Origin of the sequence: Micromonospora profundi (assembly GCF_011927785.1) — a bacterium.
GTDB lineage: Bacteria > Actinomycetota > Actinomycetes > Mycobacteriales > Micromonosporaceae > Micromonospora > Micromonospora profundi.
Genome location: NZ_JAATJK010000001.1, coordinates 2,996,690 through 3,016,074 on the forward strand (window position 1 = coordinate 2,996,690; position 19,385 = coordinate 3,016,074).

At 69.2% G+C, this 19,385-nt stretch carries 17 protein-coding genes and 1 pseudogene; 10 read left to right on the forward strand and 8 right to left on the reverse strand.

Annotated features, from left to right (window positions below):
• Window positions 1-3: 3 nt before the first annotated feature.
• A pseudogene (locus F4558_RS13245) lies at window positions 4-771 on the forward strand (DUF2470 domain-containing protein); the annotation flags it as partial.
• Here the strand turns inward: F4558_RS13245 and F4558_RS13250 are convergent.
• Both F4558_RS13250 and F4558_RS13255 read right to left on the reverse strand, forming a co-directional pair.
• On the reverse strand, window positions 719-1,846 hold the full coding sequence (locus tag F4558_RS13250) for a Gfo/Idh/MocA family protein (protein ID WP_167944324.1): 1,128 nt from the start codon (window positions 1,844-1,846) through the stop codon (window positions 719-721). The pseudogene F4558_RS13245 and the gene F4558_RS13250 sit on opposite strands and share 53 nt — an antisense overlap.
• Window positions 1,816-2,526, reverse strand: coding sequence for a ThuA domain-containing protein (locus tag F4558_RS13255; RefSeq protein ID WP_053660872.1), 711 nt, complete (start codon window positions 2,524-2,526; stop codon window positions 1,816-1,818). The genes F4558_RS13250 and F4558_RS13255 overlap by 31 nt, the downstream gene beginning before the upstream one ends.
• Window positions 2,527-2,718: 192 nt before the next feature.
• Here F4558_RS13255 and F4558_RS13260 point away from each other — a divergent pair, with 192 nt between their 5' ends.
• The 5 genes from F4558_RS13260 (at window position 2,719) to F4558_RS13280 (ending at window position 7,551) form a co-directional block, all read left to right on the forward strand.
• Window positions 2,719-4,260 (forward strand): phenylacetate--CoA ligase family protein, encoded by a 1,542-nt coding sequence (locus F4558_RS13260; RefSeq protein ID WP_167944326.1) that lies wholly within the window; start codon window positions 2,719-2,721, stop codon window positions 4,258-4,260.
• Window positions 4,257-4,703, forward strand: coding sequence for a DUF4188 domain-containing protein (locus tag F4558_RS13265; protein ID WP_167944328.1), 447 nt, complete (start codon window positions 4,257-4,259; stop codon window positions 4,701-4,703). Before F4558_RS13260 ends, F4558_RS13265 begins: the two co-directional genes overlap by 4 nt.
• A complete protein-coding gene (locus F4558_RS13270) occupies window positions 4,700-5,785 on the forward strand; it encodes a hypothetical protein (RefSeq protein WP_167944330.1) in 1,086 nt (361 codons plus the stop codon). The genes F4558_RS13265 and F4558_RS13270 overlap by 4 nt, the downstream gene beginning before the upstream one ends.
• Window positions 5,782-6,678, forward strand: coding sequence for a nitroreductase family protein (locus F4558_RS13275; protein WP_167944332.1), 897 nt, complete (start codon window positions 5,782-5,784; stop codon window positions 6,676-6,678). Before F4558_RS13270 ends, F4558_RS13275 begins: the two co-directional genes overlap by 4 nt.
• 69 nt (window positions 6,679-6,747) lie before the next feature.
• The gene (locus tag F4558_RS13280; RefSeq protein ID WP_167944334.1) at window positions 6,748-7,551 is read left to right on the forward strand and encodes an SGNH/GDSL hydrolase family protein; all 804 of its coding nucleotides are present in this window, start codon (window positions 6,748-6,750) and stop codon (window positions 7,549-7,551) included.
• Between the two features lie 93 nt (window positions 7,552-7,644).
• Here the strand turns inward: F4558_RS13280 and F4558_RS13285 are convergent, their stop codons facing one another.
• Window positions 7,645-9,378, reverse strand: coding sequence for a cellulose binding domain-containing protein (locus tag F4558_RS13285; protein WP_167944336.1), 1,734 nt, complete (start codon window positions 9,376-9,378; stop codon window positions 7,645-7,647).
• 541 nt (window positions 9,379-9,919) lie between these two features.
• Here F4558_RS13285 and F4558_RS13290 point away from each other — a divergent pair.
• Window positions 9,920-10,960: a LacI family DNA-binding transcriptional regulator gene (locus F4558_RS13290; protein ID WP_167944338.1), complete on the forward strand. Its 1,041-nt coding sequence runs from the start codon at window positions 9,920-9,922 to the stop codon at window positions 10,958-10,960.
• Between the two features lie 9 nt (window positions 10,961-10,969).
• Here the strand turns inward: F4558_RS13290 and F4558_RS13295 are convergent, their stop codons facing one another.
• Complete coding sequence (locus tag F4558_RS13295; protein ID WP_167944340.1) at window positions 10,970-11,419, reverse strand: MarR family winged helix-turn-helix transcriptional regulator; 450 nt, start codon at window positions 11,417-11,419, stop codon at window positions 10,970-10,972.
• Between the two features lie 56 nt (window positions 11,420-11,475).
• Between F4558_RS13295 and F4558_RS13300 the strand changes: the two genes are divergently transcribed.
• The 3 genes from F4558_RS13300 to F4558_RS13310 all read left to right on the forward strand — a co-directional run bounded on the left by F4558_RS13300 (window position 11,476) and on the right by F4558_RS13310 (window position 14,369).
• Complete coding sequence (locus F4558_RS13300; RefSeq protein ID WP_167944342.1) at window positions 11,476-12,570, forward strand: bifunctional NAD(P)H-dependent oxidoreductase/GNAT family N-acetyltransferase; 1,095 nt, start codon at window positions 11,476-11,478, stop codon at window positions 12,568-12,570.
• Window positions 12,571-12,690: 120 nt separating this feature from the next.
• The gene (locus F4558_RS13305) at window positions 12,691-13,347 is read left to right on the forward strand and encodes an alpha/beta fold hydrolase (protein ID WP_209273279.1); all 657 of its coding nucleotides are present in this window, start codon (window positions 12,691-12,693) and stop codon (window positions 13,345-13,347) included.
• A 128-nt stretch (window positions 13,348-13,475) separates the two neighbouring features.
• Window positions 13,476-14,369 carry a hypothetical protein gene (locus F4558_RS13310; RefSeq protein WP_167944344.1) on the forward strand — a complete coding sequence of 298 codons (894 nt, stop codon included), beginning with the start codon at window positions 13,476-13,478 and terminating at the stop codon, window positions 14,367-14,369.
• A 65-nt stretch (window positions 14,370-14,434) separates the two neighbouring features.
• Here the strand turns inward: F4558_RS13310 and F4558_RS13315 are convergent, their stop codons facing one another.
• The 4 genes from F4558_RS13315 to F4558_RS13330 form a co-directional block, all read right to left on the reverse strand.
• Window positions 14,435-15,673 (reverse strand): hypothetical protein, encoded by a 1,239-nt coding sequence (locus F4558_RS13315; RefSeq protein WP_167944346.1) that lies wholly within the window; start codon window positions 15,671-15,673, stop codon window positions 14,435-14,437.
• Window positions 15,660-16,193, reverse strand: a complete 534-nt coding sequence (locus tag F4558_RS13320) for a SigE family RNA polymerase sigma factor (protein WP_053660897.1) — start codon at window positions 16,191-16,193, stop codon at window positions 15,660-15,662. The genes F4558_RS13315 and F4558_RS13320 overlap by 14 nt, the downstream gene beginning before the upstream one ends.
• A gap of 106 nt (window positions 16,194-16,299) precedes the next feature.
• Complete coding sequence (locus tag F4558_RS13325; RefSeq protein WP_167944348.1) at window positions 16,300-18,255, reverse strand: elongation factor G; 1,956 nt, start codon at window positions 18,253-18,255, stop codon at window positions 16,300-16,302.
• A gap of 276 nt (window positions 18,256-18,531) precedes the next feature.
• Window positions 18,532-19,368 carry a TIGR02452 family protein gene (locus F4558_RS13330; RefSeq protein WP_167944350.1) on the reverse strand — a complete coding sequence of 279 codons (837 nt, stop codon included), beginning with the start codon at window positions 19,366-19,368 and terminating at the stop codon, window positions 18,532-18,534.
• Window positions 19,369-19,385 lie beyond the last annotated feature (17 nt).

The window sequence follows — 19,385 nt, forward strand, 5'->3', positions numbered from 1 at the left end:
GACATGCTGTTCCACCCAGCCGGGCGACCGACGGAGCTGGCGCATCCCGCGCACGCTGCCGTACCGGCTGATCGGGCCGCTGTGACGGCACGGTCGGCCCTGGCCGCTGCCCCGTCCCTGCGGCTCCGGTTGGGCGACGTCTGCGCCGACCTCATCGAGTCGCACGCCGTCCTGCCCGACGGCACGGTGATCCTCGCGGTGGATGCGATGAGCCGGACCGGCGGACTGCTGGTCGCGGCTCGCGGTCGGCCGGGCGCGGTACGGCTCGACGTGACGCAACTCGTCCCGGTCGCCGTACGCTCCCGCGTGCGGGCCAGGGTGTGGATGCAGGGCACCGCGCGCCGGTTCGACTCGGGCATCCTGGACTCCTGCGACTGCGACACCGTCATGTCCCTGCTCGACCTGCCCCCCGTCGCGCTGTGGGCTGTCGAACCCATCGAGATCGGCCTCACCGACGACATCGGCGACACCAGCGTGAGCGTCAGCGCCTATCGCGGCGCGCGGCCGGACCCGCTCGCCGCCGACGAAGCCGTACACCTGCAGCACCTCACCGACCGGCACGGCGATCTCCTCGACCAGCTCGCCGCACGTGTCGACCCCGCGTTGACCGCCGGGTCGACGCGGGTCGTACCGGTCGCCGTCGACGCCGACGGCATCGTGCTCCGCGCCGAGGCACCGGCCCGGCACACCGACGTCCGGCTGCCGTTCGCCCACCGGGTCACCAGGAGCGCCGACCTCGCCGAAGGGCTGCGGATGCTGCTCGCCGAGGCGTGAGCGGCACTGGTACGGGTCGCTCCACCACCGTCGTCAGCTCCATCCGCTGGCCCTCGGCCGCCGACCGGAGCAGGGCGGTCATCGTGTCGAGTACGTGCAGCGCGACGTCGCCTCCGGCGCGCGGCGGACGCTCACCGTCGGCGGTGACAAGGTCGATCAGACCGACGCCCCGGGACGCCTCCGCGTAACCGGCCAGCGGTTCGACAACGCGCCATTCGGTGCCTCCGAGCGCGCAGAGCCGGACCGGCCCGTCGAAATTGTTCGGGTCGGGTACGGCGAGAGTGCCGGTCTCCCCGTGCACCTCGATCGGTGCGGCAGTCGTCGCGACCCCGTCGAAGCTCATGGTGATGGTGGAGAGAGCACCGTTGACGTGTTCGAGCACGCCTGTCACGTGGGTGTCCACCCCAACCGGAATCCGCTGGCCGAGACGCGGGCCCGAGCCGATGACGCGCTCGGGGCGCAGGCGGCTGACGGTTCCGCCCACCGCGTGAACCGGCCCGAGCAGGTGGATGAGCGTCGAGATGTAGTACGGCCCCATGTCCAGCAGCGGGCCGCCGCCCGGGGCGTAGTAGAAGTCGGGGTGGGGATGCCAGCGCTCGTGCCCCGGCGTGACCATGACGGCCGACGCGGACAACGGGCGGCCGATGAGCCCGCCGTCGATCGCCGCCCGCGCCGTCTGCGTACCGGTGCCCAGAACGGTGTCCGGCGCGCACCCGACGCGGACGCCGGCCGCCGCGGCGCGTTCGACGATCGAAAGGCCGTCCTCGAACGTCACGGCGAGCGGCTTCTCGACGTACACGTTCTTGCCCGCGTCGATCGCGCCGAGCGAGATCTCGGCGTGCGCCGCGGGGATGGTCAGGTTGAGCACCGTCTGCACGTCCGGGCGGGCGAGCAGACGCTCGACGGTCAACGCCTCGGCGTCGGGGATGGTGGCCGCCGCCGCAGCAGACCGGGCAGCGTCGAGGTCGGCCAGCGCGGCGATGCTCACCGCCGGGTGGTTCGCGAGTGTGTTCAGGTACGCGCGGGAGATGACCCCGAGACCTACGACGCCGACGCGGTGCGGGTCGCCCACACCATCCCCCTCTCGATGACGGTACGGACGCCCGGGTGCTCCAGCACGTCGAGGCTGTGCCCCGGGGTGGTCACGACGACGCGCCCGGCACCCCAGAGTCGGGTCCAGATCGCCGGCGAGGTGACCGGCCGGTGCCACGGATGCCACTCCTGCGTCGGGTGGGTCGTCACGGCCAGGACGTCGATGAGGTCGTCGTGCAGCACCCAGTACTGCTCGGTGACCAGGTCGAAGTCCTCGATTCCCGTGGTGATCGGGTGTTCCCGGCCGAGGTCGGTGATGCGCACGGTGTGCGGCAGGAAGTTGTCCTCCTCGCCACCGTGACGCTCGCACGGCTCCCGACCCGGGTGGGTCGCGAACTGGCCGCCCACCAGATGCAGGTACTCAGAGGACGCGCGGAACGAGTCCACGATGCCGCCGTGCCAGCCGGTGAACCCCGTACCGGCGATGACCGCCGCGCTGAGGCCCGCCGACTGCTCCGCGGTGATCTGCGACATCGTCATGCACTGCACGACGAGGTCGGTGCCGGCCATCTCGGCGGCGTCGGCGTAGATCTCCGTCGACTCCTCGACCCGTACGACATAACCACTTCGTTCGAGGAATGGGATGAACAACTCCGTCGCCTCGACCGGCCGGTGCCCCTCCCAGCCGCCCCGGACCACCAACGCTCTCCGCTGCGCCACCCTCGCTCCCTCCGTGCCTGTCGAGAACCGACACCGTACTCGCGGTTGCCGCCTCGGACCATTGACGCGGAGTACGCTTCGGCCGTCGCAGCGGAAGACCCGCCCGGTGGGCGCCTGCTGGGTCGGGATACTCAGGACGGCCGAGTATCCGGCATCAGGCGCCCCACTCGAAGATCCAATAGCCTGGGGCGCGTGGTGACATTCCTGCGCCGATGGACGTTGCGCTTCGCGAGCTTCGCCCTGACCTGGCTCTACACGCTGTACCGGATCCATCCGGCGATGTGGCGGCTCACCGCGCGTCAGTATCGTCCGTACATGGGTCGGTTCGCCCGGCTGCACGCCTGGATGACCTGCCAGTTCGCCGCTATCGACGTGCCCGCGTACGGCGACTACCTGCGCCGCAACCATTGGCGGTTCCGGTGGTTCGACCTGTCGTCGTACCCGCCCACCGACAAGCGGTCCTACGTGCAGGCGTACCCGGAGGCGCAGCGTTGTTGGCACGGTGAGATCGAGATCGCCGGCAGCGTGGTCGACGAGTCGTCGGGCTCGTCCGGTCAGCCGTTCAACTGGATCCGCAGCCGCCGGGAGTTGCGCTCGGTCCACAAGAACCTGGCCGGCTACGCCACTATGGTGTTTCCGTCGAAGCGGCGGTTCGTCATCAATGCGTACTCGATGGGTGCCTGGGCCACCGGGACCAACACGGGCATCGCCATGTCCACGATCGCCATGGTGAAGAACACCGGACCGGACCTGCAGAAGATCGTCGACACCCTGCGGTACTTCGGGCCTGGCTTCGACTACATCGTCACCGCGTACCCGCCGTTCCTCAAGCATCTGCGCGACAAGCTCGACGCCGAGGACTTCCCGTGGGCTGAGTACCGCATCAGCGGCCTGGTCGGCGGTGAGGGGATGACCGAGGCGCTGCGCGACTATCTCCAGGAGCGGTTCGTCAAGGTGCGCTCCGGCTACGGGGCCAGCGACCTCACCATCGGCATCGCAGGTGAGACCGACTTCAGCGTCTGGGTCCGCCGGCGTCTGCGTACCGACGTCGCGCTGCGGACCGCCCTGCTGGGGGCCGACGAGCATCGGCTGCCGATGGTCTTCCAGTACAACCCGCTCGAGACGTACCTGGAGACCACCTCGGACCAGGAGGTGCTCTGCACGATCAACTCGACGGCGCTGCTCAGTCCCCGGGCCCGCTACAACATCGGCGACGAGGGCCGACTGGTCTCGTACCCGGACGTCGTGGCCGCCATCGCCGACCCCGAAGCGCGGGCCGAGGCGGAGCGCGCCTGGCAGGTCGACCGGATGCGGCTGCCGTTGCTGTTCCTGTACGGCCGCAAGGACAGCACGATCTCGTACATGGGCGCCAACATCTACCCGCAGGACGTCGAGTACGGCCTCTACACAGGCAATGCGCAGGCGCACCTGCTGCAGAGCTTCTGCCTGGAGTTGACCGAGCAGGCCGACCTGGAGAGCCGGCCGGTCGTCCACCTGCAACTTCGCGAGCACCTGGCGCTCGACCCCGACCAGCGTCGAAGCCTTGTGGACACCTGTCGCGCCGGGGTCCTGCGTCACCTCGCCGAGGTCAGCCGCGACTTCGCCGAGTCCCTCGCCGAGGATCCGTCCGCCGCCGACCTGCGGGTGGAGGTCCACGAGTTCGGCACCGGCCCCTTCGCCGACGCCGCCTCTAAGATCAAAAACGTGTACCTGGTGAAGGGCGTGACGGTGTGAGGACCAGCGACTTCTCGGCTGCGCCTCCGGTGGGCCAGGCGACAGCGATGTTCGTCGGCGCCACCCGCTACCGCGGGCCGCGCTCGATCCTCACGCTCACCCGTGTGTGGTTCAAGATGGTGCGGCAGATGAAGCGGATGGACGGCTACCGGTGGCACACCGTGTATTACCAGTTCCCCTTCACTCTCGGCACCATCGCCTTCTTCAGCGACCGCGACGCGCTGCTGAAGTTCGCCCGCAGCCGCCACCACCGCGACCTCATGTGCTGGGTCACCGATCACGGCACGAAGAACGCGACCGGTGGCTACATCCGCCTGTACAACGCCGAACCCGAGGGCTACAGCAACGGCGTCTGGCGGGCCGAGTCCGACGGCATGGCACACATACCGACCTTCACCCCGCTGTCCACCGAGACGTCCGGCCCGACGGTGCACCGCTCATGAGGCTGGTTCCCGTGCAGTCGAGGGCTGACCTGCGGGCGTTCCTCGACTTCCCGCTCCGGCTCCACCCCATCGACCGGTACGTGCCCCTGCTGTCATCGGTCATCGCGAACCACCGCCGCACGGCCGAGCTGTTCCTGGTCCGCGATCGACACGGCGCCGTCGTGGGACGTACCAGCATGCACCGCAGCGCGGCCTTCGACGCCAAGGTTGGCCCCCGGCAGTTGTTCGGGCACACCGAGTTCGTCGATGACGACGACGTCTTCGCCGCCATCATGGACGGCGTCGAGGCCAGGGCCGGCGGCCGACCGATCTTCGGCCCGGTGGCGCTGCTGCCCAACCAGACCGGCGGGGTGATCACGTCCGGCTTCGCCGACCGCGGCTTCGTGGACTCCGCGTGGAACCCCGCCTACTACCCGACGATGTACGAGCGGCATGGCTTCCACCGTCGCTTCGAGGCGGACACCTGGCTTGTCGACCTCGACGGTACGGCCGCCGGCGACCACGACCACGGGTTCGCCTTCGACGACGCCCGTATCGCCGCCGAACAGCTCGTCATCCGGCACGGCTCCCGGTGGCGCCTGCGCAGTCAACTGCCGATCCTGCGGCAGATGCTCAACGCGAGCTTCGCCCAGCTCGGCTACTACACCACCATCTCCGCCGAGCAGTTGGCGGAGCAGACGGACGGCCTCGCCTTCCTGCTCGACGAGTCGCTGCTTCTCTGGTTGGAGAAGGCGGGCCGTCCCGTCGCGTTCGTCGTCACAGTGCCGGACATCTCCGAGTACCTCATGAGCATCGGCGGCCGGCTCGGCGTCACCAACCAGGTCCGCCTCCTCGCCACCCGCAACCGGTACCGTCGTGACGCCGTCCTCATCATCAAGGGCACGGTGCCCGACGAGCAGGGCAAGGGGTACCTGACGCTGCTGTCCCGGGAACTGCACCGCAACCTCGCCAGCAACGGGTACCGCACCTTGCGCAGCACCTTCGTCGAGCGGACGAACGACGCCTCGGCCGCCCAGTACCGGCGCGCGGGCGGACGGCCGCTGCACGGGTACACCTTCTACGAGAAGGTGGCGGCGGCGTGAGCTGGGTGCAGCAGTTGCGGGCCAACGAGGCGATCTGCAACCGGGCACCGAGCGCGCACAACACGCAGCCGTGGCGACCGGAATACCAGGCCGACAGGATCGTCATCGATGTCGACGCGGCCCGCAGCCTGCCCGACTCCGACCCGACCGGCCGCGATCTGGCCCTCGGCATCGGCGCCTTCGTGGAGACCTGCCTCATCGTCTCCGCCGAACTCGGTCTCTCCGTCGCCGCGGCCCCCGGCCCGCAACTGATCCCCGCGGCGAACCGCTACCGGACTCCCTTCACGATCGCCGACGTCGAGGCCCGCCGGGTCGCCCGTGGTCCCTACGAGCCCGGGTACGTCGACGCTGACGTCATCGCCGACCTGGAGCCCGGCATCGCGCACGTTCCGGCCCGGGATCTCGCACCGGATCTGGAGGTCGCCGACCGCTGGATGTTCGGCACGCCAGCCGTCGCTGTCGAGTTGCGGGACTGGCTGCGCCTCAGCCCACGCCATCCCCGGTACCACCTCGACGGGCTCACCGACCGGGCGCTCGCCCTGTCCCGGTCCGATGCGTGGGCCCTGTCCGCCGCGCTTCGCGCGTACCCCGTCACCCGCCGGCTGGGCCTTGCGGCCCTGCTCGCCGCCAGCGGCCGCGGCCTGCTGCGTTACGACGGCAGCGTCCTGGTCCTGCTCGCCGACGGCGACGACCACATCGCCGCGGGCAGGCGCCTTCTGCGGACGTGGCTGACTCTCGCCCGGCACGGCCTGGCGGTCCATCCGCTCAGCCAGCTCATCGACTGCCCGGCGACGGTCGCTCGGCTCGCAGAGCGGGTGGGCGGCCAACCCCTCGCGGTGTTTCGCGTCGGTCACCCTCTCGCCGAGCCGGTCCGCTCAGCACGACGCATGTAGGAATCTTTCCTGCATCAATATTTAGTGGTATCTATTTCACACCGATCCTCCTAACCACCGGAGAGCGACGTGTGGAGATCCCGCCTGGCAACTCTCGCCCTGAGCCTGGCCACCGCCACGGCTGCCACCCTCACCCTGACAGCGCCCGCACAGGCTGCGCCCGCCGACCACTACGTCGCCCTCGGCGACTCCTACTCCTCCGGAGTGGGTGCCGGTAGCTACACCGCCGAAAGCGGTTCCTGTCAGCGCAGCACCAACGCCTACCCGGCGCTGTACGCCACCAACGTGCGACCCGCGTCGTACCGCTCGGTCGCCTGCTCCGGTGCCACCACCACCAGCGTGATCAACACGCAGCTCAGCGCGCTCAGCGCCACCACCACACTGGTCAGCGTCACGGTCGGCGGAAACGACGTCGGCTTCGCCAACATCATGACCACCTGCGTGCTCTACGGGACCACCGACTGCGTGGCAGCCGTGCAGGCCGCCGAGAACAAGGCCCGCGCAGACCTCCCCGCCCTGCTGCGCGCCGTCTACAACGGAATCCGCACCCGCGCGCCCTCGGCCCGCGTGGTGGTCGTCGGCTACCCGGTCTTCTACCAACTGGGTACGACGTGTGTGGGGCTCAGCGCCACCTCCCGCGCGAAGATCAACGAGGGCATCAACCTGGTGGTTGACATCATCCGAACCGCCGCCCAGGCCGCCGGCTTCACCTTCGCCGACGTACGGTCGAAGTTCGTCGGGCACCAGTTGTGCAGCTACGGCGAGAAGTGGTTGCACGCCTTGAATTTCGCGAACATCGGCGTCTCCTACCACCCGACTGCGGCAGGCCAGTCCGGCGGCTACTACCCGGTCTTCCGCTCCGTCGCCGGCTGACGCCGAGGGCGCCTGAACGGTCGGGCCTGTGGGTGCGGCTGATGAACCGCACCCACAGGCCTGACCGGATGGCGACGAGCCCGGTGAGCTGCCTCAGAGGGTGAAGACGAGGGTGGAGATGCTGCGGGCACCCACGTTGATGGTGGCCTGACCCCCGTTGACGGCTGTCGGCTGACTGGCGGCGTTGGCGTTCTGCGAGGTGAGGTAGTGCTCCGCCCGCGTGACGTTCTGCGGGGCTTGGACCACTGCGTTGTTGACCGCGCTGTTCGACCTGTTGAGGATCACCAGAGTGATCTTCCCGTCGCCCTGGTAGGCGGTCACCTCCAGCGGGGACGCCTTGGAACTCTTCGTCAGGGCGACGCGCTGGTAGCCGGGGCGCACGTACTTCGCGTACTGCGAGAAGGCGTACCCGCGCTTGAGCGGAGCGCCCGCGACGGTCCCGTACGCGGACTCGCCGTCACCGATGAAGGAGTAGTAGCGCTTGCCGTACCACCAGATGTAGGCGCTCCAGTTGGCCTCCATCGACTTGTGCACCGTACGCATGATGTCGTCGAGCGTCTCGTCCCAGACTGCCTGGTTGGCGGGGTTGCCCCAGATGTTGGAGCCGCTGCCGTCGGCCTCGTGGTGGTTCCACTCGGTCATCCACACCGGCTTGTTGTACTGCTCGGCCAGGGAGTACGGCCGCAGCCGGCCCGACTCCTCGGTGCCGTACAGGTGCCCGCCGATGTAGCCGATGTTGTTGCGGGCTGTCGCGTCGTTCAGGGTCGGATCGGTGAAGTTGTAGTTCAGGTTCACCGCCTCGGCGACCATCAGCTTGGTGTTCTGCACCCTGGCGCCCTGGTCCCGGACGAAGGTGCGCAGTTCGGTGCCGCTCCAGTCCATCGAGTCGTAGTCCGGGTGCCAGTCCGGCTCGTTCTGCACCGATGTCACGTCGATTGTCACACCCTGGCCACGCATGTACTGGACGTAGCTGTTCAGGTGATTGGCGTAGTCGTCGTAGTAGTCGGTCCTCAGCTTGCCGCCGTTGACCCGACTGTTGTTGGTCTTCCACGCCGCAGGTGCCGTCCACGGCGAGGCGAGGATCTTCACGTTCGACCCGGACGCCTTCGCCGTCTTCAACGAGTTCACGTGCGTCGCCCACTCACTGGACACCGGCGAGAGACCGGTACGCACGATCGACAGCCCCAACTGGTTGGGTCCCATCCCGACCAGAGTCTGCGTCTCGGCAGTCGACCACGCGCTACCCCAGATCGACTGGGCGGCACCGAATCCGTCGACCGTCTGGTACCTGGTGGCGCTGTTCACGGTGATGTCCGCCGGCCCGGTCGGCGGTGGGGTGGTCGGGGGCGGAGTGGTCGGCGGCGGGGTCGTCGGCGCGGGAGTCGTCGGCGCGGGAGTCGTCGGCGTCGTGCCGCCGGTGCAGGCCACCCCGTTCAGCGCGAAGCTGGTCGGAGCCGGGTTGCTGCCGGTCCACGAACCGTTGAAGCCGAACGACGCCGTCCCGTTGGTGGGGATGGCCCCGTTGTAGCTGACGTTGGTGGCCGTGACTGCCGCGCCGCTCTGGGTCACCGTCGCGTTCCACGCCTGCGTCACCGTCTGGCCGGCGCCGTAGGACCATGTCAACGTCCAACCCGACACCGCATCACCGTGATTGGTGATGACGACGTTGGCCCCGAAGCCTCCCTGCCACTGCGACGACACGGCGTAGTCGACCGAACAGCCGGCGGCAGCGGCCCCCGCCGGTAGGGCTGCCGCCACCGCCGTCGATGCCAAAAGGACGGCACCTGCCGACATCATGGCCATCGTGGTCCTTCTCGGTCTTCTCATCGACAATCTCCTAGGTGTTCGGGGCCGCCCGGATCAGAGGCGGGTACAGGTGAGGGACGGTCGTCGCCGTCAGTGACGGTGCGCCCCGATTGGTGTGGAGGCACCCAGCCGTCCAGGTCCTCGATGGAGACGTTCCGGGTGCTGCCGCCGGGTGCGTTACGCCCACCCCAGAGCTGGGTTGTGATGCTCTGCTGCGAGGAATCATCGTTAGCGCTAACAGGGCGGCCCGTCGCACCCGGCGCTGAAGTCGTCGATGTCTGGCGGCGTCCGTGCTCCCAGCCGGAGCGCCACCATGCCCGCATCGACTTTCGTGGATTGAAGGGCCTCTCGTCAAGATGCGGCGAGGAGGTTTCGCGAAAGTGATTTCTTGCACCGCGCTGGCGTGGCACCGCCCGACCTCCGGCGCAGTGACAGCCGAGGGTCGCCGGCGGAGCAGCGGTGCACGAAATGTTGTCGCGAACATTTCAGTGGGGCTGGCTGGTAGGCGGCTGCGGCGTACCGGCTGACCGGGCGGGCCATGGTCCACCCGTAGAATTCGTTCGTGATCGATGAAGGCCACGGACGCCAATCCCGCAAGCCCTGGCGCGGTGACCTGCCCATCGCCACGATCGCCGAACTGGCCGGGGTCTCCCCACCGACGGTCTCCAAGGTCCTCAACGGTCGAGGTGGCGTGGGCGAGCAGACCCGACTGCGGGTGGAGGCGCTGCTACGCGACCACGGTTACCGCCGACGGCAGGCCAGCGGCGCGGCCCGCTGCATCGAGGTGGTCTTCCACCAGATGCTGCCCTCGATCGCCATGGAGATCCTTCGAGGTGTGCAGGAGGTTGCCGGCGCGAGGGACTACACGGTCGGCTTCAGCGATGTCCGGCGGCGCATACTCGCGGGCCAACAGTGGGTGGAGCCTCTGCTCATGCGCCAGCCGGCCGCCGTCATCACTGCGTTCTCCCTCATCACCGCCGATGACGGCAAGCGGTTCGCCGCAGGCGGCATACCGCTGGTCGCCATCGATCCGACAAGCGACCTCTCCCCCACGCCCGCGGTCGGGGCGAACAACTGGAGTGGTGCTCTCGCCGCCACCCGGCATCTTCTCGACCTCGGCCACCGGCGGATCGGTGTGATCACCGGGCCGGTCAACGACCTGTCCGCGCGGGCCCGCCTGGACGGCTTCCGCGCCGCGTTGGACTACGCAGGCGTGCCGTTCGACGAAACCCTCGAACGACGTGGCGTCTTCAGCTTCGACGACGGCAACGAACTCGGTGCTGAGCTGCTTGCCCAGGACGCACCGCCGAGCGCCGTCGTCTGCGGCAACGACCTACAGGCGTTGGGCCTCTACACCGCGGCCCGGGCTCGTGGCCTGCGGGTTCCGGAGGACCTCAGCGTCACCGGCTTCGACGACATCGATCACGCACCATGGCTGACCCCGCCCCTGACCACGGTACGACAGCCCTTCGGTGAGATCGGTGCCACCGCCGCCCGGCTGGCCCTGGCCCTTGCCGAGGGCGGTCGCCTGGCCCAGGAACGGTACGAACTCGGCACGACCCTCGTCGTCCGTGGCAGCACCGCACCGCCGGCCGCCCGATGATCCTGGTGATCAGTCCGGCAGGTCGGCGACCCGGGTCGACAGTTTGCGCAGCACCGCGAGTTCGTCCGGGCTCAGATGATCGAGGAAGCGCGCTCGTACGGACCGAAGGTGGTGCGGGGCGGCTTCGTCCAGCACCGTGAAGCCGTCATCGGTCAGGTGCAGGATGCAGCCTCGGGCGTCCTGTGGGTCGGGCTCCTTGTCGATGAGTCCCCGAGCCTGCATGCGGGTCGCGTGGTGGGACAGCCTGCTGCGCGACCACTCCATCTTGGCGGCGAGGTCCTTGAGCGCCCAGCGCCGGTTCGGCTTCTCCGAGAGCGTGCTCAGCACCTCGTAGTCGGCCGGCGACAGACCTGAGTCGCGGGCCAGATCCCGGCTGAGCCGTGCCGGCAGCGCTGTCAACAGTCGCCGGAAAGCGCGCCACGCGTGTTCCTCGTCCTTGCTGAGCCAGGGGGTGTCCACCTGGCCACAGTACTACTCGTTGACATGTCATTGAAACCTCCGCTAGCTTCTGTGACATGTCAACGAATACAGCGGCCGCATCCCTGCACGTACTGGTCATCGTCGCGAGCACCCGCCCCGGACGGCTGGGCCCGGCGATCGCCGACTGGTTCGTCCAGGCGACCCTTCCGGCAGCCTCTTCCGGCGAGGTCACTCTCGACATCGCGGACCTGGCCGACATCGGGCTGCCGCTGCTCGACGAACCCGAGCACCCCAGCAGCGGCGTGTACGCGCACGAGCACACCCGGGCGTGGAGCCGACGGGTTGCCGCAGCCGACGCGTTCGTCGTGGTGACACCCGAATACAACTACGCAATGCCGGCGGCGTTGAAGAACGCCTTCGACTTCCTCTACCACGAGTGGGCGTGGAAGCCTGTGGCGTTCGTCAGCTACGGCAACACCTCGGCCGGCACCCGCTCCGTGCAGATGGCCAAGCAGGTCGTCACCACTTTGAAGATGATGCCCATCGGCGCCACCGTCGCTCTGCGCATCGCCGATAGCACCAGCAACGGTCAGGTGCTGCGATCGGCAGGACTCGACGAGACCGCCCGCAGAATGCTGCTTGAACTGACCCGGGTGGCCTCAGCGATGCGGCCCCTGCGTACCGAACCCGAGAGTGAGGTCACCGGGCCTGTCGACGGGCTGAGGCTGACCACAGCCCAGCCCGACGACCTGGCCGAACTGCTCGTGCTCCAGCGGTGCTGCTGGGTGCAGGAGGCCCTCGCGAACGACACCCTCGACCTGGCGCCGCTGCGGGAAACGCTCGACGAACTGCGCGAGTCGATGTCGACCTGGCACCTGTGGTGCGTACGGCGGCATGGGCGCCTCGTGGCAGCGGTGCGGGCGCGGGCGCGTGAGCGCGCGTGGCTGATCGGCCGCCTCATGGTCGCTCCCGACCAGGCCGGCAGCGGCATCGGCACCTGGCTCCTCTCACACATCGAGCAGCAGGCCCCCCAGGAGGCCGCGCACTACGAACTGTTCACCGGCCGCCGCAGCACCCGCAACATCCAGCTGTACGAACGCGCCGGCTATGCCCTCTCCCCCGCTGAAGGCACCCCGCACGACGCCGTCCGCCTCACGAAACAGCGGCAACCGGTCGCCCGTCTCGGGTGAGGTGGCATCGGCGCTCCGGGCAAGGTGGGCTCTGCCCACGGCGGAATGTATTGCGGCCAGAGATGACGGTTGGAGAGGCTAAGGAGGTGCCTGAACTCATGGACATCATGGTCGGGAAACGTGCGCCTCTCATTGCGGCTGTGGCCTGCCGTCGACGAGGACAAGCCGCCCACCCTGCTGCTCCACGCCATGGGCATGACCACAGGCGACTGGGATGTGATCGCCTCGGGCCTTCGTGTAGACCGCACCGTGTACGCCGTTGACCTGCGGGGCCACGGTGCCAGTGACTGGCCCGGCACGTACACGATGGATCTGTTCGCACACGATGTCATCGGCGTCCTCGACCGGTTGGACATCGGCGCGGTGGACCTGGTCGGTCACTCCCTCGGCGGCTTGGTGGCCTGCCGGGTCACCGCCGAACGGCCGGAGCTCGTCCGCAAACTCGTCCTTGAGGACATCGGGTTCCTCCACCCCCGGCCGCCGCGGCTTCCCGAGCGGCCCGCAGGGGATCTGCCGTTCGACTGGCACATGGTCGAGCAGATCCGGCCGCAGATCGACGCCCCGGATCCGGGATGGGCCGACATCGTCGCCCGGATCACGGCACCAGCGCTGCTCATCGCCGGCGGAGCCACCAGCCCTGTCCCCCAGCAGCACATCGCCGAGCTCGCCGATCGCCTGGCCGACGCGCGGCTGACGACGATCGCGGCAGGCCACCTGATTCACGAGGCTGCTCCAGCCGAGTACCTCAGGACGCTGACCGCCTTCCTCACCGCCTGATCGACGCCATCCGCCCTTGTCGCCGGTCAGGCAAACGGCTCAAGGCCCTTTGTTCGCGCCGTTGGGATGGTAACCGCGTCCACCGAGGGCTGATGTGCGCTACATGAGCGGCGTCTACTCTTCGTCGCGTGCCTGTGGGATTCGGGGTAAGCCTGGTCGTCCGTGGTCAGACCGTGGACCCAGAGGGAATGCTGGCGACCCTAACCAGGGACGTCACGCTCAACAACATCGACGTCGACCGCGTCGGTGACGTCGTGTGGTTCACCGCCGACGAACTCGGTGATCTGTCGGTCCTCGCGGCGCCGTTGGCCGGCTGGTGGCAACAACACGGACCAAGCGTGGCTGGCGGCGTGGCACTACGGTTCGTCGGGCCGGACGGCGTTACGGAGCTGACCTACAGCAAACCGGAGCTGGCCGTCGAACAGGTCCAGCGCCACATCAATGTCGACAGCGGCCAACTCTACGGTCCAGGTGAGGCACCCGGGCCGATACGCAGGCTCACTGCGGCGCTATTGCGCCGGACCCGGAATGGCTTCACCGCGTCGGAACTGTTGATCCGCGACGAAGGTAGCCTCCTGTGCGTTGCACTGGCCGGCCGTGACCTCGACGACCGACCCCGCAGCCTTGAGTTCCAGGCATTCAACCCCGCGCATGACGACTACGACCCCGACGATGACGACGGATACTGCCTGGTCACCGAGCACCACGTACCGGTCGTGCAAGGGCTGGTTGCGCTCCGGCTGACTCCGCGGTCTTACGCCTACATCTGGCCGACGGAGCGGCCCGAACCTGGGGAGTACGCTCCGCGATCTACCCGGTCACGCTTCACATCGAAAACCACGAGATCGAACAACTTCGCCTGCAGCTACGTCGTCTCTTCTCCGTCGGCGGCGATCGACTACCCGTACCGAAACTCGAACTCGGGTAAGACTGCGATCACACATTCACGATCATGCCGAGAGAGTTGTCGCCTCCGCAGACGGTCGCGGGCAACTGCCGAAACTACCGGCAGTTGCCCGTGACCACGTTGTGCCATCCCGGAGCCGAGCGACGGTAGAGAGCCGCCCGTGGTGTCCGGTGCTTGTTGTTACGGCTGGAGCGCCTTGGCCGCAGGGGTCCAGGTCGACTCGTCATTGACGTCGGCGACCGTGATCCCCTTGGCGATCTTCTCCAGCTCGGACTGCGACAGGCCGTTGCCGAGGCCACCGGTGCTGACCTGGACGACGACCTTTCCGTCTGCGCTCCACACGTTGCAGAAGCCGCCGACTTCGGGGCCGCCGCCGTCGCCGACAGGCCGGTTGGAGGCGTTGTGGCACTTCGTCGTACCGGGCTCCGGCGACTGGTTCGAGCTGGTGCTCGGCGTGACGAAGATGTGGAACCCGTCCTTGATGGTGCCCTCGCCCTGGTCATACGGTGCGGTCAGGCCCGAGAGGGGCGCGGCCGGCTTGGTGTACGTCGCGCCGCCGTAGTCACCAGCGCGGGCCGTGGCGATGCCGCTGAGACCGGGCAGGGCGTGCGTGCCGATCTGCAGCGGCTTGTAGCCCCGCGGCACGTAGCCCACCGTGAACGGCACCGGGGCGGGCGTCGGACGGCTGGGCTTCAGGCCCTCGACCAGGCCGCCCAGGTCCTCGAAGCTCGGGGCGGCCTGGTCGGTGGAGACCGACGTGACGGCGGCCCAGGCATTGTCGGCGTACTCCCAGGCGAACAGCTTGTTTCGCGGGTCCAACTCGTTCTGCGGATCGAGGCCGACCGGCAGTGTCGCCTGCACGGCCCTGCGCCCGGCCACTGTGACGTTCCTGCCGTCCTTGATCCCGGCGGGGTCGAAGGCGCCCGGCCGGTAGACGGTCAGGTACGCCCACAGGCTCGGCTTCCCCCCGGCCTTCTTCTTCTGCTCGATGGTGTCGCCCTGAGCATCGGCCTCCTCTTTCGTGAGGGGCTTGTCGTTCGAGGTGTGGCCGTCGGAGTAGACGGAGGCGATCTGGTATGCGGTGGACACCACGATCGGGTCCTGCACGTGCAGGGTGCCCGCGTCGTACCCCTTGAAGGTGAAGGTGAACGGCGCGGCATCGGACCACTCGGCCGCGCCGTTCCCGGACGCCGCCGTCCCCGCCGGGGCCGGGGCCGTGGTGCCCTGCTCGGCGCCCAGGACCGGCAGCAGGAACGCGCCGGCGACCGCGACCACGACGAGACCGGCCGCGCCGGCCGACGCGAACCCGGCGCGACGACGCCGCTCGGCCCGCCGGCCCGCCAGGATGATGTCGTCGACGGTACGGGCCGTCGGTGGCTCGTCGCCGGTCACGGCGTCCACCAGGTCATGCAATTGCATTGGTCCACTCCTCCATCGGGTTCCCGTTGAGATTGATGCGCTCGGCGGCCAGTGACTCGCGCAGCTTCGCCAGGCCCCGGGAGACCTGGCTCTTGGCCGTGCCCACAGTGCAGTTGAGGACGCCGGCCGTGTCCTCCAGGCTCAGACCCAGGTAGTGCCGCAGCACGACCGCTGCCCGCTGCCGGGCCGGCACGGCGTCGAGCGCGGCCCGCAGGCGCATCCGCTCGTCGGCCGCACTGACCGGGTCCCCTACTGTGACCTCCGGCATGGCGTCCCCTGCCGACCGCTCGCGCCGCCAGGGCCGCCGGGTCTCGTCGATCGCTGCCCGATAGACCATCGTCTTCACGTAGAGATCGGGCCGCTCCAGCTTCCGCCATCGCGGGTAGAGCTTGATGAGCGCGTTGGCCACGGCGTCCTCTGCCGTGTGCCAGTCGCCGCAGGTCACATACGCCAGCTTGCGCAGCGACGTCATCTCTGACGTCACGAACTCGCGGAATGCCTGCTCGTCTTCGGCTTTCACGTCGATTGCCTCCCCTGTGACGGAGGTAGAACGGAGCCACCCACCCCAGGAGTTGCACGGCCCGGAGAAGTAGTTGTGTGATCACCCCCCGGCTGCACGCACACGTCTATCTCGGTACAGCCCGGAACCACGCCTCCCGGTCGTCCGGGTCGGGTCCGCGCCGGGGCAGCGTCGGCGGTTCCTCACCGGTGACGGGCGCGTAGTGGTCGAAGGTGGTGGTCAGGACCGCCTCGCCGCCGGTGAGGTCGGGAAGAGCGGCGACGACCCCCGGAACCCGTGCGGACGGCAGCGTGCCACTCACCTCCAGGTAACCGCCGGTGACGGCGGTCTCGTGGACGACCGCTCCGAGCCGGCCGAGCAGCGCCAGCACCCTTTCCACCGCGAACTGGGGAAGGTTGACGTCGAACCGTTCGATCGGCTGGCACACCCGGGTACCGGCCTGGCGCAGCGCCGCGGCGACCACCACCGGGGCGAGATTGCGGAAGTCCGCCGCCACTGTCGAGATCGACTTGTCGAACTTCTGGTGCGGCCTGCTCTGTCGGGGCCAGTACCGGGAGGCCGTCATCGTGACCGCGCAGTCGGTGACCGGCCAGCCGTACCGACCCTGCCGCAGCGCGGCCCGCACGCCCTCCTCCGTGGCGGCGACGAACGCCGGAGGCAACCGCCCGGGCTCTACACCGGGGCGGAACTCGACGCCGTGCCCGACCGGGGCGGCCTCGATGCGCAAACCCAACCCGGCCAGGTAAGGGTTGCCGCGTTCCTGCACCCGCTCCTCGGCGGCGCCTGCGCCGACGACCCGTTCGATGCAGGCGGTCAGCGTGCCGGAGAACCGAACCCGGACGCCGTACCGGTCCTCCATGAGGGCGGCCAGCACCTCCTTCTGGACCTCGCCGTGCAGGCGGACCACCGCCTCCGCCTGCTGCTCGTCGAGGCGCAGGTCCACCAGCGGGTCCTCGTCGGCCAGTTCGGCCAGCCCGGCGAACATCGCCAGGCGCTGCTCCGGCTCCACCGGCTCGACGACCGCCTGCCGGGTCGGCGGAGGGAACCGGTAGCCGTGCCGCCGCGGCGGCTCTCCGATGTGCTGGCCGATCCGGGCCGACACGCCGCGCACCGCAGCGATCTGACCGGCGGACACCGAGGAGCGCACCAGCGCACCCTCGGGCTCGATGACCGCGATCTGGGTCACCGGCTGCGGGCGGCTCTCGCCGAGCCGCACCCGATCGCGTACGCGCAGACGCCCGGACCACAGCCGCAGCCAGACACGCCTGCCGTGCCCGTCCCGGTCGACGGCGAAGACCGTGCCCGCCAGGGGGCCGTCCGGTGCCTCGCCGTACGGCAGCAGGTCGGCCAGGATGTCGCACAGCTGGCGTACCCCGGCCCCGGTGATCGCCGAGCCGCACGCCGCCGGGATCAGTTCGGCGCGGCCCACCGCGCGTCGAAGCGCCCGCCGGACGTCGCGGACGCGTACCTGCTGATCGGTCAGCCACCGCGCCGCCACCGCGTCGTCGGCCTCCGCCACCTCCGCCACGACCGGTTCGGCGTCGAGGCTCACGGCCCGCACCCGGGCCTCGCGATTGCCCTGGCCGGTGACCGTGGTGAGCAGGACCGGACGCGCCCCGAGCCGCTGGCGCACCTGGGCCATCACCCGGTCGACGTCGGCGCCCCGGCGGTCCACCTTGTTGAGGAAGATCACCGTTGGCACGCCGATACGACGCAGCGCCCGCCAGATGGCGACGGTCTGTGGCTGGACCCCCTCCACACTCGACACCACGAGCACGGCGGCGTCCAGCACTGCCAGCGAACGCTCGACCTCCGCGATGAAATCGGGGTGGCCGGGGGTGTCCAGCAGGTTGATGCGCAGGTCACCGATCGTGATCGACGTGACGGCCGCCCGGATGGTGATGCCACGCCGACGTTCCAGCTCCATCGAGTCGGTCCGCGTCGTGCCGGCGTCGACGCTGCCGAGCTGGGACACGGCGCCCGCCTCGTAGAGCAGGCGCTCGGTCAGGCTGGTCTTTCCAGCGTCAACATGGGCGACGATTCCGAGGTTCAACAAGGCCAAGGCAGAGCTCCACGGTAGGACGGGAAAGGGTCCGAAGCGTGGAAGCTGCTCGCATTGGCACTCCTCGTTCTGATGGTGGTGGCGGGCGTTCGCCGCCTGGTGCAGTCCTACCTTGCACGCCCGCCGCGACCTGCACCACCGAATTCGGGCAGCTTCGAGCGACCCGGCCTCCGCTCATCCACAGTCTCGACAACCCGACCGTGTCGACCGACGCCCTGGTCGGTCCGCCGGTCGTACGCGTAGCTGAGCTGCTCGTCCCGCGGGCGCCTGCGACGCTCACCATCGACCTGGGCCACCGGCCCCGTCCACCGCGGTTGGTGTAAAGCGTTGCACGAACGCGTGATACACGGGTGTGCCCGGCAGGCCGTCGCGGATCGCGAACACCACGTGGTCGAACCGGTCGACCACGTGGAGCGCCTCGGCGAAGGCGTCGGCAACCGTCGCGGGATCGTTGCGGAAAACCCCGCACCCCCATGCGCCCAACACGACTGTTCGGCGCCCGTGCGCGGCCGCGACCTCCAACACCCGCCGCGCACGCCGGGCCAGCACCGCCGGCACGTCCGCGGTGTGCTCGGGCTGGTTGCGGACGATCGCGCCGAGGTTCGGCGCCGCAGCGGTCAGAAACGACGTCGTGTACGGCTGGTCGAGCAGGTTGCCCTTGTCGTCCCGGAACACCGGCACATCCGGCGAGTAGATGACCCGGTCGCTGTACCGCAGATCCCGTTGCCCGCGGTGGAAGGCATAGAAGTCCGGCGCGGCAAGGAGACACGGGTACAGCGCCGACGCGCGGGCGACACTCTCCTCCTGCGCCTTCGCCCCGCCGAGGAACCCGCCACCCGGGTTCTTCGCCGACGCGAACACCAGACACGCCGCATCGGACCCAACCCGGTGGGCCGCCTGCAACGTCGACTCGTACGTCACCTCCACCGTGCCGGCACCGGGCTCCGCGTTTCCCAGTGCGAGCACATCGTCCGGTAGGTGATGACGGGTGCCGGCGATCGCGGCACGTACCGCCCCGCCGAGGACGACCTCGTCCCCGGCGTCATTGCGATAGCGCCCCGACTCCGCGATCGCCACCGTCTGCCGGGCGATCTCGCGTAGACGACCGCTCACCGGTGCACCGGGAGGAC